The organism is Aerococcus sp. Group 2, from assembly GCF_905125285.1.
Classification (GTDB): domain Bacteria; phylum Bacillota; class Bacilli; order Lactobacillales; family Aerococcaceae; genus Aerococcus; species Aerococcus urinae_E.
The window spans coordinates 57,326-71,699 of the sequence record NZ_CAJHPA010000007.1 but is presented as its reverse complement, the minus strand read 5'-3'; the positions used below and the strand labels follow the sequence as shown (position 1 = coordinate 71,699).

The following is a 14,374-nucleotide window of genomic DNA, read 5'->3' as shown; positions in this document are numbered from 1 at the left end:
CTTACACTATATCTAAAAAAAGAAATAGCTCGAAGATAAATCCGTCGATTTACCTTCGAGCTAATCTTAGTATGTTTAATAAATACTATCGAAGCGCTTACATTTTTCCTTGACTTTTCCTGCTTTTGTCTTTATTCTTTAATTAGGAAACCGGTTAACCTGCTATCGAAACGGTTAATCTGACAGTGTAGTGAGAAGACTTAGAGGAGGCAATCGATATGCATTTAGATTTTGTAACTTTTGGTGAACCTTTATACATGTTTTATGCTAATGAACCAGGCGCTTTAGAAGACGTCAACAACTGGTCCCGGGCTCTAGCGGGAGCGGAAACCAATGTGGCTGCGGGCTTATGTCGTTTAGGCCATAAAACCGGTCTAGTCACCAAGTTAGGTGAGGACATGCTGGGCCGCTTTATTACCAAGGCCATGGCTAAGGAAGGAATCGATACCACGGGTGTCCAAACTACCGATGAACGCTTTACCGGTTGGTACATTAAGGAAAAGAATGAAGAAGACGACCCAGCCATTGAATACTTTCGTAAGGGCTCAGCGGCTTCAACCATGAGCGTGGAAGACTTTGACGAAGATTACTTTGGTTCAGCAGACTATATGCATGTAACTTCCATCTTTGCAGCTTTATCAGAAGACTGTTATAACTTCTCCAAAAAAGCAGTAGAATACATGCACAAGGCTGGCAAGGTGATTTCCTTCGACCCTAACTTGCGTCCGCAATTATGGGACCATGACCGCATGGTTGAATTTGTTAACGAAACCGCTAAATCCGTAGACATCTTCCTACCTGGTTTAGAAGAAGGCAAGATCTTAACGGGTTTAGACAAGGCGGAAGATATCGCTAAATTCTATCTGGACTTGGGTGTGAAAATTGTGATCGTTAAAACCGGAGCTTCCAGAGCCTACTATGCAACTAGTGATGGGAAGAGTGGGCAAGTAGCTGGCTACCAAGTGACGCCAATTGATACCGTTGGCGCCGGCGATGGCTTTGCGGTCGGTGTGATTTCTGGTTTGAAGGAAGGTCTATCCTTAGAAGACAGTATCTTACGTGGTAACGCCATCGGAGCCCGTCAAGTGACCTTTGAAGGCGACAATGATGGCTTGCCTAACCAAGAAGAATTAGAAGAATTTATGGCCAATACCAAACGGGCTTAAGAGAGGTGGTCTAAAATGAAAATTGAAAAAACCATTGCTAAAATCCCGGGCGGAAATATTATTGTGCCCCTCTTAGCGGGAACTTTACTCAACACCCTCTGGCCCACAGCCCACGAATACTTTGGTGGGGTGACTGGGGCCTACTTGACTGGGTCATCCGCTGTCTTGTTCTGCTTCTTCTTCTGCGTGGGGGCCTCAGTCAACCTCAATGCTTCTGGGGGCTACATTGCTAAGAAGGGCTTACTCCTATCAGGCGGCCGGCTCTTAATAGCTTTGGCGCTGGGCTTAATTCTTGGTGCCATCCTACCAGCTGAAGGCATTCAAAGCGGCCTCCTCACTGGGGTATCCACTTTGGCAGTAGTGACTGCCTTTAGTCAAACCAATGGGGGACTTTATGTCTCCATTATTCCAGAAGGGCGCGAATATGACCTGGCTGCCTTTCCCATGATTGCTATTCAATCGGGGCCCTTCTTTACCATGTTGATCCTTGGCTTAACCGGGGCCAGCTTCCCATTTGGTTCCATCGTGTCTACCCTCTTACCCTTTGCCTTAGGCTTAATTGGAGGAACCTTGGACTACGATGTGCGCGATAAGTATGCGCCTGGGGTAGGGATTTTGATTCCTTTCTTTATCTTTGCCTTAGGTTACACGCTGAACTTTAAGACCATCTTCCAAGCCGGACTTAGTGGCGTGATCGTTGGTGTGGCTGTGGTACTCGTTACCGGGGGCTTGCTCTCCTTCTTAGATATTAAATGGTTAGGTTCAGACGGGGTAGCGGGTTGGGCCCAATCCTCTACTGCTGGTGCTGCTGTTGCCGTTCCAGCCGTGATTGCAGGAATCTCTGAACAATTCCAACCGGTAGCTGAATCAGCGACTGCCATTGTAGCAACTTCCGTGATCGTGACCGCGATCTTGACCCCACTGGTTACTTCCTGGGCGAGAAAGCAAGCTGATAAGAAAAATCTTCCCGAAGCCCCCAGTGAAGTCTTAAAAGAAGTGAAAAAATAAGTCAATAGCATAGGGCCGCGGTCCTAATAATAAAGCAAGAAGCGATGGCAGAAGAGCTGACCATCGCTTTTTTACCGGTAAATTGTCCTTGTCGCTAGAAAGATCTACCAGTAGAATAGAGAGGAAGAGTGCGACAGTCACAACAGAGGACGAAACCATTGGAAAAAACTGTCATAAACTCAGCTTGGCTGAGTGTTGGCAGTTTTTGAAATGGACGTTCGTCCTGTGACTGGAGCAGGTTTAAGAAGGATGTGAAGTGATGAGTCATCAATATTTTGAAGATAACAGCCAATTGGCCCATGATAAGAAGACCTGGCAGACTGTGGTCGATGGGCGGACTTATGAATTTATCACCGATAGTGGGGTCTTTTCCCGGGGGCGTTTAGACTATGGGACCCGGGTGATGTTGGAGGCCCTCTTAAAGGAAGGGAAGACCTATCATAAGATCCTGGACTTGGGCTCTGGCTACGGCCCAGTCGGGGTGGTACTCGGTGACCATTATCCCGAAGCCCACTTGGACCTGGTTGATGTCAATGAACGGGCCTTGGCCTTGGCCAAGGAAAATTTAGCCTTGAACCAGGTCGAGTCAGCTAATTTTTACCTTTCCTCGGCCTATGAAGGCCTCAGCGACCATGATTATGACCTGATTATCACCAATCCGCCCATTCGAGCTGGAAAGAAAGTGGTCCACGCCTTTATTGAAGGGGCCTATGACCACTTGGAAGCAGAAGGCGACTTAGTTGTGGTTATTCAAAAGAAACAAGGGGCCCCCAGCGCCAAAAAGAAAATGGAAGAGGTCTTTAATAATGTGACCGAGATTGACCGCGACAAAGGCTACTGGGTCCTGGTCAGCCAACGCTAAGCCGATCAAAAGGCCAGAATTTAGGCTGAAATTTTAAGGAAAATAAAAATTCTTAGAAAAGCCTTTACATTGTATTAAAAATAAAAAAAGAATAGAAAAAAAGCCACCGCTTATGCCTATTGCTAAGCGGTTTTCTTAATTTTATGAGAAAAAGATGAGAAAAATGAGAAAAACTCTCTTCAGACAGACGGGCTAGTCATAAGTTTTGAAATATAGGCCGGCTTTTGATAGGTTTATTATTGTGTTTTTATTATCAATTGCGAGAGAGGAGAAATTATGGCGTCAATAAAAGTAGAAAATTTGACTAAAATATTTGGCTCAGCCCAAGCCATAGATAAAGCGAAAAAATTAGTGGAAAAGGGTGAATCCAAAGAAGAAATCGTTAACCAAACCGGCGCCACGGTTGGAGTTTATGATGCTTCTTTTGAAGTCAATGATGGCGAAATCTTTGTCATTATGGGACTTTCTGGTTCAGGGAAGTCAACCTTACTGCGGATGCTTAACCGCCTGATTGAACCGACCCATGGCCAGGTAAGTATTGATGGGGAAAGTGTCACCCAAGCCAATGATGAGGAATTGCGCAATATCCGGCGTAAGAAAGTCAGCATGGTTTTCCAAAGTTTTGCGCTTTTCCCTCATAAAACCATTCTCGAAAATACCGAATTTGGCCTAGAAATCCAAGGTGTTGACGGCGAGGAAAGACGGAAACGGGCCCAAGATGCCTTAGAAACCATGGGCCTCTCTGCCTACCAAGACCAACTGCCGGAACAACTCTCTGGTGGGATGCAGCAACGGGTAGGTTTGGCGAGAGCTTTAGCTAGCGATACCGACATCCTCTTAATGGATGAAGCCTTCTCAGCCCTAGACCCCTTGATTCGTGCCAACATGCAAGACGAACTCATTGAGCTGCAAAGTAAGCTCAATAAGACCATCGTCTTTATTACCCACGACTTGGACGAAGCCTTACGTTTAGGTGACCGTATTGTCTTGATGCGTAACGGCCACATTGAACAAATTGGTACCGGGGAAGAAATCTTAGAAAATCCTGCCAATGACTATGTAGAAACCTTCGTTGGCGGCGTGGACCGGTCCAAGGTCTTCACAGCTGAAAATGCTATGGAAGCTCCGGGCTATGTCTTCAATAAGGACCGGGTCGGTGCTCGCGTGGCCTTGAAGATTATGCAAAACGAGCATACCTCGACCTTGTATGTGATTGACGGGGACCGTAAAATTCATGGTTATGTCACTGACAAGGACCTGGCTGACTTAATCCGTCGAAATAAACATACTAAGAATATTCATGTGGATGAAATTATCCGTACCGATAATCCTTTGGTCAATCGCAATACCCCAATTAACGAAATGTATGACCTCATGAGTGATACTAATATGCCGATTGCGGTGGTTGACGATGACGAACGCTTGCTCGGCTATGTGGACCGTCGTTTAGTGATCGACCAATTATCTGGACAAGGAGGCGATAACAATGAATAATATCCTATTATTTCCCTTAGACCCCCTACCAGTGGCTGACTGGGTGGAAGCAGCCACCAATTGGCTAACCACGACTTTTTCAGGGCTCTTTGATGTAGTACAAAGTATCGGGTCAACCGTGATGAACTCGGTGAATGATGTCTTACTCTGGTTCCCACCATTTCTTTTCATTCTCCTAGTGGCTGTCTTGGCCTACTTTGCTACCAACCGTCGCTTCGGTGTTCCAGTCTTTGTCCTGCTTGGTTTGGGTTATGTTCTTAACCAAGGTTTGTGGAGTCAGTTGACGCAAACCATTACCTTGGTCCTGATTTCCTCTTTGGTCTCCATTATTATTGGGATTCCATTAGGGATATTGTCGGCCAAGAGCAAGTGGGTTCACATTATCCTCAAACCAATTCTGGACTTTATGCAAACCATGCCGGCCTTTGTTTACCTGATTCCGGCGGTAGCCTTCTTTGGAATTGGGATGGTACCGGGAGTCTTCGCTTCCGTGATCTTTGCCCTCCCACCAACGGTTCGTTTTACCGAGCTGGGGATTACCCAAATTTCTACCGAATTGATCGAGGCAGCCGACGCTTTCGGGTCGACCCCATGGCAAAAGCTCTTTAAGGTAGAACTTCCCTTAGCCCAAGCCACCATTATGGCCGGGGTCAATCAAACCGTCATGCTTGCGCTATCCATGGTCGTTACTGGGTCCATGATCGGGGCACCAGGCTTAGGACGCGATGTCCTATCGGCCTTACAACGGGCCCAAGTCGGTAGTGGTTTCGTGGCTGGTTTAGCCATCGTTATCTTAGCGATCGTGGTTGACCGGATTACTAATGGCTTTGCCTCACGTGACAAGTAAAGGAGGATGAATAGTGTTTAAAAAAATTGCCCTCGCTCTCTTAGCTGTCCTTGGCTTACTCTTAACCTTTGGGAGTGAAGATTCCTATAAAAGTAGCCTCTTTTCAGGAGGCGGAGCTGGTGGCGAAACCGTTACCCTAGCTTATGTGAACTGGGACAGTGAAGTGGCTTCAACGCAAGTGATTGCTGAAGTCTTACGCCAAGAAGGCTTTAACGTTGAACAAGTTCCCTTGGATAACGCCATCATGTGGTCTTCGGTGGCCAGTGGCGAATCGGATGCCATGGTGTCGGCCTGGTTACCGATTACCCATGGGGAGCAAATTGAACAGTATGGTGACCAAATTGTTCATGCAGGGGTCAGTCTGGAAGGCGCCCGTACTGGACTAGTGGTGCCGACTTATATGGACCAAGTCAACTCCATTGAAGACTTGAGTTCAGAAGCCGGCCAAACCATCACCGGGATTGAACCGGGAGCCGGTATTATGGCCTCCACTGAAAAAGCACTCCAAGAATACCCTAATCTAGGATCTTGGAACTTAGCTTCTTCTTCCTCAGGGGCCATGGCCACTTCTCTAGGCCAAGCTTACAATAACCAAGAAGAGATTGTGGTAACGGGCTGGAACCCTCACTGGAAATTTGCTAAGTATGACTTGAAATACTTGGAAGATCCGAAAGGGGTTTATGGCGAAGGAGAAACCATTAATACTTATACCCGCCAAGGCTTCCAAGAAGACAACCCTCGGGCTTATCAAATCCTAGCTAACTTCCATTGGACCCTTGAAGATATGGAATCCGTGATGTTAGATATTGCTAATGGGACGGATCCTAGTCAAGCCGCCCAAAAATGGATTGAAGCCAACCCAGACAAGGTCAGTGAGTGGACAGCAGAATAGATCATTCGCTGACAAAAGCAAGGAAAATAAAAATCATGAATTCACAAGCAAGCTTTTTTTGAAAAGAAAGCTTGCTTTTTTGTTTGTTGTCATAGTATAATGAATCTGTGAAATAAATCACTAACTTTGGTTACTAACAAAGGAAAAAGCAATTATTAAGAAAGGGAGTTATTCGAATGACAAAAGCAATGAAGTCCTTAGAGTTTCATTTTCATAATGGTGGGGTATGGGAAGTTCCTATGGAGCATGTGGGAGATATCTGGATTGGCCGGATTACCACTTCTTATGGTCGCATTAACGGTCAAGGGGATATTGTTGAAATCCACCCATGCAAGACCTTCAAAATTGAAATCCATCCCGATGCTGACGTTTTCCAATCCAACAGCATCGTGCAAGGCGGCCTAATGGGCGGTATGTTTGAAAATGTGGTCAATAATAATGACCTGGAATACCTAACCATCCGTTGGTCAAGCGGCCGGGAGTCAGAAATCTACTTCCCATTTAAGGCCTCTACCACCGATAAGGTCGATAATGTTTACATGAGCTCTAAAGTGAAAGATAATGGGAATCTTTATATTGTGATTAATCGTGAAGCCACTGTTGATGACATCTTTGAATAAGCGAATGGAATAGCCTTCATTCGATGAGAAGTCGGGACTGAACGTTCTGACTTCTTTTTTCATATTTTAAGAAAGTTTAACTTATGCTATGATAGGGAACATAAAAATTAAGGAGGTTTACTGCTTATGAACGCGGTAATTACTGTTGTAGGTATTGATCAAGTTGGGATTTTGGCTAAGGTAAGTACGGCCTGTGCCGAGAACCAGGTGAATATTGTGGATGTCGCTCAAACGGTAATGGATAATTATTTCACCATGACCATGCTTGTGACAGTCGATGAAGGGCAAGTTGCTTTTGATGATTTCCAAGAAAGCGTCGAAAACTTAATACCAGGTATGCAGATTACGGTCATGCACGAAGATATCTTTAAGGCCATGCATCGCTTATAGGAGGCAGACTCGTGATTGAAATTAATGATATTCTAGAAACCGTCAATATGATTGCCAAGGACCACCTCGATGTCCGTACCATCACCATGGGGATCTCCTTACTCGATTGTTGTGACACCGATATCGAGCGGTCCTGTGAGAAAATCAAACAAAAAATCAGCCAAAAGGCTAAAGACCTGGTACCGGTGGCTGACCAGTTGAGTCGGCAATTGGGGATTCCTATTATTAATAAACGGCTTTCGGTAACTCCGATTGCCCATCTGGTAGCTGTTTCTGGTGGAGATCCCGTGCGTTACGCCAAATGCTTGGACCAAGTGACTAAGGATATTGGTATTGATCTCGTTGGGGGTTATTCCGCCCTGGTTCAAAAAGGCTTTGCTGCGGGAGACCGGGCCTTGATTGAATCCATCCCCCAAGCCTTAAGTGAAACCGACAATGTCTGTTCTTCGGTCAACATTGGGTCTACCCGGTCAGGGATTAACTTAGATGCGGTGGCCTTAATGGGAGAAACTATCCGCCAAGCCGCTGAAGTGACAAAAGACCGCCAATGTATCGGGGCCACCAAGTTAGTGGTCTTCTGTAATGCGGTAGAGGATAATCCTTTTATGGCGGGGGCCTTCCACGGGAGTGGGGAAGCGGATTGTGAGATTAATGTGGGGGTTTCTGGACCTGGGGTAGTCCGTCAAGCCTTAGACCGCTTGCCTAAAGATGCGCCGATTAACCAAGTGGCTGAAACCATTAAAAAGACCGCCTTTAAAGTGACCCGGATGGGCCAATTGATCGGTAGCCAAGCCTCAAAAGCTCTGGATGTGCCCTTTGGGATCGTGGATATTTCCCTAGCGCCTACGCCAGCAGTGGGGGACTCCGTTGCTCGCATCTTAGAGAGCATGGGCTTAGAAACTGTGGGTGGTCACGGAACAGTGGCGACCCTAGCTATCCTTAATGACGCAGTGAAGAAGGGTGGTTTGATGGCGGCTGAACGGGTCGGTGGTTTATCAGGAGCCTTTATCCCTGTCTCTGAAGATGAAGGGATGATCGCTGGTGCTCAAGCCGGGGTCCTAGACCTCCAAACCCTGACCGCCATGACTGCAGTCTGCTCAGTGGGGCTAGACATGATTGCCGTTCCTGGTGAAACCACAGCTGAAGTCTTAGCGGCCATTATCGCTGATGAAGCTGCCATTGGGATGATTAATGGAAAGACCACGGCAGTGCGTTTAATTCCAGCCATTGGTTACCAAGCCGGGGACTGCTTGGAATTTGGGGGACTCTTTGGTTCAGCACCAATCATGCCGTTGAAGACCGCTTCGCCGGAAGTCTTTATCCGTCGCGGAGGCCACATCCCTGCGCCAATTCAAGGTTTGAAAAATTAAGCAGTAAACGATCGATTATTGAGTCAAGAGACTGGGAATCATGCCCAGTCTTTTTTACCTTATCTTTACAAAGTTCATTTTAACTTTACTTCAAATTTACCCTGCTTTAATAAAGGCTGGTTAGAATAAGGATGATATGAATAGGGTGACCAGTTTTAATGACTAAAACAGGAAGATAAGGAGATGGCAAACACAAATGAAATTATATGCCCACCGTGGCTATAGCGCCCGCTATCCGGAAAATACTATGCTGTCCTTTATGAAGGCTTATGATGCTGGGGCGGATGGGATTGAGTGTGATGTCCAATTGACCCTGGATGGCCAGGTGGTGATTTGCCACGATGAGCATTTAGATCGGACTGCTAATGCCAGGGGCTGGCTACGTGACTATAACTATGCGGACTTACGTGGACTCTGCTTTGACCGCCTCCACCCTCAGAACTTTAACCTTGACCTAGTTCGTATTCCTCACTTAAGTGAGCTATTAGCCTGGGCTAAACCCTTGGACTTGACCTTGAATATTGAACTCAAGACTGGCCTCTTTCCTTATCCCGGCTTAGTTGAAGCGGTGATTGACTTGGTCGAGGACTACCAGATGCAGGGCCGGGTGATTATTTCTTCTTTTAACCATCAAAGTATCCTTAAAGTTAAGGCTTTGGCTCCTCATTTGGCTTGTGCCTTCTTACAGGAAGACTATCTGGAAAATCCAGGAGCCTATTGCGCGGCTAGGGGAGTGGGCTACTACCATCCTGACTATAAGTTACTTGACCCGGCTACGGTGAATAACTTGCATGACCACGGGATTAAGATTAATGCATGGACGGTCGATGATCGTAAGGTCTACCGAAAATTTAAGGACTGGGACCTGGCTGGTGTGATTACTAATGATAGTCACTACCTAGAAAGTGCTCCCGTTTTGACCGGTTATTAACAGACTTTGTGGAAAAGTAAAAACCAGCAGGAAATCACTACATCCTGCTGGTTTTATTTCGCGCTTGTTGCACTCTCTAGTTGAGTTTGGAAGGGTGAGGGGATGTCCTTTCAGAAAAGTTGAACGGTCAGCAAGCTGATCTTATCATCTTTTCCTCCAAGGAATCTCCCTCACTGATCCTTCCTCACATCCTTATAGCTGTGCTTATGATATTTTCCTCCAGCAATTCAAGCCTCTGATGGCGTCCTCACATCCTTTTCAAACCTGATCGCTGACAAAAGTGAACTCCGCTTCAGAAATATTTGGCAATCCTTTTCAAGGATTACCGCATATTTCTTCCAGCGTTTCACTTTTTGTCGTCAGCTCGCACTCTTTTATTTCCACTTATCTTCGATAAATTGGTGGCGGGCGATGGCGCTTTCGTCGGCTTGGTATTTATCGGGACTCTTCTTATAGAAGTCTTGGTGGTAGTCTTCTGCTGGGTAGAAGGGGCCGGCGGGGGTGATTTGGGTGACGATGGGGTCATCGAAACGCCCGCTAGCGGCTAGGGCTGCTTTGGAAGCTTCAGCGGCTTGGCGTTGGTCTTCAGATAGGTAGAAGATCTCGGGACGGTATGATGAACCCCGGTCTTCAAACTGGCCCATAGCGTCGGTAGGGTCGGTTTGTTGCCAGTAAATCTCCAGTAATTCTTCGTAGGTGATGATGGCGTTATCGAAGCTGATCTCTACCGCTTCCGTGTGGCCGGTTTTGCCACTTTTGACTTCTTGGTAGCTGGGGTTAGCGATGTGTCCTCCTGTATAACCAGAAACGACCGCTTCAATGCCTGGCAATTGGTCGAAGGGTTGGACCATGCACCAGAAACAGCCTCCCGCAAAGATTGCACGTTCTATAGCCATAATAACATCCTTCCTCTTTTCTATTTTGAAACTATTATACAAAAGCTCTGGCTAAGAAGCCATTAAAGAATCATCCTTTAAGAAAAAACTTCTTGACAAAGAATTAAATAGCTAGTATTATGAATAATGATTGATTATTAAATAGAAGAAGTGTACGAAATATTGTCCGTAGGCTTTGATGGGATAAAACAAAAGAAGTAGGCATGGCCTTGAGTCTTTTGTCTTTTTTTTGCCCAAAAACGGGTAAAAAGAAGCGATTTTATCTAATTTTAATCATTTCTTAATAGTTTCTTAATAATTGCAGGCTAAAAGATTTACTTTTTGGAGAGGTGGCTACTCATTCATGGCAGGACATAATGTTGAATACGGCAAACACCGCGTACGGCGTTCTTACTCGCGCATCAATGAAGTGCTCGAGTTGCCAAACTTGATTGAGATTCAAACCGAATCTTATCGTTGGTTATTGGATAAGGGAATTCGGGAAATGTTTAGTGATATTTCACCGATTGAAGACCACGGAGGCAAATTAGCCTTAGAGTTCGTGGACTATTCCTTCCAAGAACCTAAATATGATATGTCTGAATCGCGTCAACAAGACACTAACTATGCGGCGCCAATGTATGTTAAATTGCGTTTAATCAATAGCGAAACCGGTGAAATTAAGGACCAAGAAGTTTTCTTTGGGGACTTCCCATTGATGACTGATAGTGGGACCTTCATTATTAACGGTTCTGAACGGGTTATTGTTTCGCAATTGGTCCGTTCCCCAGGGGTCTACTACAATGATAAAGTAGACAAAAATGGGAAACTTTCTTATGGAGCTACCGTGATTCCTAACCGGGGCGCCTGGTTAGAAATGGAAACCGATGCTAAGGACATTTCCTATGTGCGGATTGACCGGACCCGTAAGCTACAAATGACTGTGTTAATGCGGGCTCTAGGTTTTGGGTCTGATGACCAAATCCGTGAACTCTTTGGTGACAGTGAAACCCTGAGTTTAACCCTAGAAAAAGATGTCCACAAAAACCCATCGGACTCCCGGACTGAAGAAGCCTTAAAAGATATTTATGAGCGCCTCCGTCCTGGTGAACCAAAAACCGCTGAATCCTCCCGTAACTTATTAAATACGCGTTTCTTCGACCCACGTCGTTATGACTTGGCTGCTGTTGGACGCTACAAGATCAACAAAAAATTAGACTTAAAATCCCGTCTATATAAACAAACCCTGGCAGAAAACTTAGTCGATAATGAGACTGGTGAAATTGTCCTGGAAGCAGGGACCGTCTTCACCCGTGAAGTCTTAGATGACATTAGTGACAAGTTAGATAATGGCCTCGGTTTAGTGACCGTTTATCCAAATGATGACGCGGTGATTACTGATCCAGTTGACATCCAATTAATTAAGATTGTGGCACCTAAGGACCCAGAACGTGTGATTCATGTGATCGGTAACGCCATGCAAAATTCCGACTACAAGTCTCTAACCGTTGCTGACGTCTTAACCGCAATGAACTATTTCTTGAACCTCTATGAAGGCTTAGGAACTACCGACGACATCGACCACTTGGGTAACCGTCGGATCCGTTCTGTGGGTGAATTATTACAAAACCAACTCCGGATCGGTTTAAGCCGGATGGAACGGGTGGTAAGAGAGAGAATGTCTATCCAAGACATCGATACAGTTACCCCTCAACAATTGATCAATATCCGCCCAGTGGTGGCTTCGATTCGTGAATTCTTTGGGTCCTCCCAATTATCCCAATTCATGGACCAAAACAACCCGCTTTCTGAGTTGACGCACAAACGTCGTCTATCAGCCTTGGGACCTGGTGGTTTGACCCGAGACCGTGCCGGTTACGAAGTCCGTGACGTTCACTACTCCCACTATGGTCGGATGTGTCCAATTGAAACCCCTGAAGGACCTAACATTGGGCTGATCAACTCCTTGGCGACCTATGCTAAGATTAATGACTTTGGTTTCATTGAAACCCCATACCGTCGGGTAGACTGGAATACCCACAAGGTTACCGATAAGATTGACTACCTAACGGCGGATGAAGAAGACCGTTTTGTTATCGCTCAAGGGAACACGCCTTTAAATGAAGATGGTTCTTTTGCCACCGATACCATTATGGCACGTAAGATTGAAGAAAATATTGAAGTTTCTCCAGAAGAAGTCGACTACATGGACGTTTCCCCTAAACAGGTGGTTTCTGTCGCAACAGCATGTATTCCTTTCTTGGAAAACGACGACTCCAACCGGGCCTTGATGGGGGCCAACATGCAACGGCAAGCAGTGCCGCTCTTAAACCCTCATGCACCTTTAGTAGGGACCGGGATGGAATATAAGGCTGCCCATGACTCTGGGGCTGCAGTGACCTGTAAGCGGGCCGGTGTGGTGGACTATGTCGACGCTCGTGAAATCCGTGTCCGGACTGAAGAAGGCGCCTTAGATAAGTATGAATTAGTGAAATTCTACCGGTCTAACGCCAGCTCCTGCTATAACCAAACCCCATTGGTACGTAAAGGTGACCAAGTTGATAAGGACGAAATTCTCGCCAACGGACCTTCTATGGAAGGTGGGGAATTAGCCCTCGGGCAAAACCCAATCATCGCCTTCATGACCTGGGATGGTTATAACTATGAAGACGCGGTTGTGCTTTCCGAACGTTTGGTGAAAGAAGACGTCTACACCTCGATCCATATTGACGAATTGGAATCTGAAGCTCGTGACACCAAATTAGGGCCAGAAGAAATCACCCGGGAAATTCCTAATGTGGGTGAAGATGCCCTCCGTAACCTCGATGAAAACGGGATTATCCGCATCGGTGCTGAAGTCACTGATGGCGACATCTTAGTGGGTAAGGTAACCCCTAAAGGTGTGACTGAACTCAGTCCTGAAGAACACCTCCTCCATGCCATCTTTGGTGAAAAAGCCCGTGAAGTCCGTGATACTTCCTTACGGGTGCCTCATGGTGGTGGCGGTATCGTTAATGACGTCAAAGTCTTCCACCGGGAAAATGGTGACGAACTCAAACCTGGTGTTTCCATGATGGTTCGGGTTTACATTATCCAAAAACGGAAGATCCAAGTTGGGGATAAAATGGCTGGTCGTCACGGTAACAAAGGGGTTGTCTCCATTGTTTTACCAGAAGAAGACATGCCTTACTTACCAGATGGTACCCCAGTCGATATCTGCTTGAACCCATTAGGGGTGCCTTCCCGGATGAATATCGGACAGGTGTTAGAACTTCACTTAGGGATGGCTGCCCGGAACTTAGGTATCCACGTGGCAACACCTGTATTTGACGGGGCCCAAGATGAAGACATTTGGGAAACCGTTAAAGAAGCCGGCATGGCTGAAGATGCTAAGACCGTGCTTTACGACGGTCGGACCGGTGAACCTTTTGATAACCGCGTTTCTGTAGGGGTTATGTACTACTTGAAACTCTCCCACATGGTCGATGACAAGCTTCATGCCCGTTCTATTGGACCTTACTCCCTAGTTACCCAACAACCACTAGGTGGTAAAGCGCAATTTGGGGGACAACGTTTCGGGGAAATGGAAGTTTGGGCACTGGAAGCTTACGGTGCTGCTTACACCCTACAAGAAATCCTTACCTATAAATCTGACGACGTGGTGGGCCGGGTGCAAACCTACGAAGCTATCGTAAAAGGTGACCCCATTCCTAAACCAAGTGTGCCGGAATCCTTCCGCGTGCTCGTCAAAGAGTTACAATCCCTAGGTTTAGACATCCAAGTCCTCGATGAAAGTGACAAGGAACTTGACTTACGTGATGAAGACCCAGTCCAAGTCACCCGTCGTGATCACAAAGAAAACCAAGAACAAGAAGATGAAGACAAGGATAAGAACCAAGAAGAAAAACAAAGCGAAGGC

The 14,374-nt window shown here is 46.2% G+C and carries 9 protein-coding genes and 2 pseudogenes; 10 read left to right on the top strand and 1 reads right to left on the bottom strand.

Annotated features, from left to right (window positions below):
• The first annotated feature begins 218 nt into the window (after positions 1-218).
• The 9 genes and pseudogenes from JFU01_RS08635 (at position 219) to JFU01_RS08590 (ending at position 9,580) form a co-directional block, all read left to right on the top strand.
• Positions 219-1,166 carry a sugar kinase gene (locus JFU01_RS08635; protein WP_195856659.1) on the top strand — a complete coding sequence of 316 codons (948 nt, stop codon included), beginning with the start codon at positions 219-221 and terminating at the stop codon, positions 1,164-1,166.
• A 15-nt stretch (positions 1,167-1,181) separates the two neighbouring features.
• Positions 1,182-2,174 carry a 2-keto-3-deoxygluconate permease gene (locus JFU01_RS08630; protein ID WP_195856658.1) on the top strand — a complete coding sequence of 331 codons (993 nt, stop codon included), beginning with the start codon at positions 1,182-1,184 and terminating at the stop codon, positions 2,172-2,174.
• Positions 2,175-2,433: 259 nt separating this feature from the next.
• A complete protein-coding gene (locus JFU01_RS08625) occupies positions 2,434-3,036 on the top strand; it encodes a class I SAM-dependent methyltransferase (RefSeq protein WP_195856657.1) in 603 nt (200 codons plus the stop codon).
• 276 nt (positions 3,037-3,312) lie between these two features.
• On the top strand, positions 3,313-4,530 hold the full coding sequence (locus JFU01_RS08620; RefSeq protein ID WP_195856656.1) for a quaternary amine ABC transporter ATP-binding protein: 1,218 nt from the start codon (positions 3,313-3,315) through the stop codon (positions 4,528-4,530).
• A pseudogene (locus JFU01_RS08930) lies at positions 4,523-6,269 on the top strand (ABC transporter permease/substrate binding protein). The gene JFU01_RS08620 and the pseudogene JFU01_RS08930 overlap by 8 nt, the downstream one beginning before the upstream one ends.
• Positions 6,270-6,445: 176 nt before the next feature.
• The gene (locus JFU01_RS08605; RefSeq protein ID WP_195856655.1) at positions 6,446-6,889 is read left to right on the top strand and encodes a hypothetical protein; all 444 of its coding nucleotides are present in this window, start codon (positions 6,446-6,448) and stop codon (positions 6,887-6,889) included.
• 126 nt (positions 6,890-7,015) lie between these two features.
• Positions 7,016-7,279 carry an ACT domain-containing protein gene (locus tag JFU01_RS08600; RefSeq protein WP_060778753.1) on the top strand — a complete coding sequence of 88 codons (264 nt, stop codon included), beginning with the start codon at positions 7,016-7,018 and terminating at the stop codon, positions 7,277-7,279.
• 14 nt (positions 7,280-7,293) lie between these two features.
• Positions 7,294-8,649, top strand: coding sequence for a PFL family protein (locus JFU01_RS08595; protein WP_198434231.1), 1,356 nt, complete (start codon positions 7,294-7,296; stop codon positions 8,647-8,649).
• A 196-nt stretch (positions 8,650-8,845) separates the two neighbouring features.
• The gene (locus JFU01_RS08590) at positions 8,846-9,580 is read left to right on the top strand and encodes a glycerophosphodiester phosphodiesterase (RefSeq protein ID WP_195856653.1); all 735 of its coding nucleotides are present in this window, start codon (positions 8,846-8,848) and stop codon (positions 9,578-9,580) included.
• A 374-nt stretch (positions 9,581-9,954) separates the two neighbouring features.
• On the opposite strand, the gene msrA is transcribed toward JFU01_RS08590, so the two are convergent.
• Positions 9,955-10,470 (bottom strand): peptide-methionine (S)-S-oxide reductase MsrA, encoded by a 516-nt coding sequence (gene msrA, locus JFU01_RS08585; protein WP_101560578.1) that lies wholly within the window; start codon positions 10,468-10,470, stop codon positions 9,955-9,957.
• Positions 10,471-10,819: 349 nt separating this feature from the next.
• Between msrA and rpoB the strand changes: the two are divergent.
• Positions 10,820-14,252 (top strand): annotated as a pseudogene (gene rpoB, locus JFU01_RS08580) (DNA-directed RNA polymerase subunit beta); the annotation flags it as partial.
• Between the last annotated feature and the right edge of the window lie 122 nt (positions 14,253-14,374).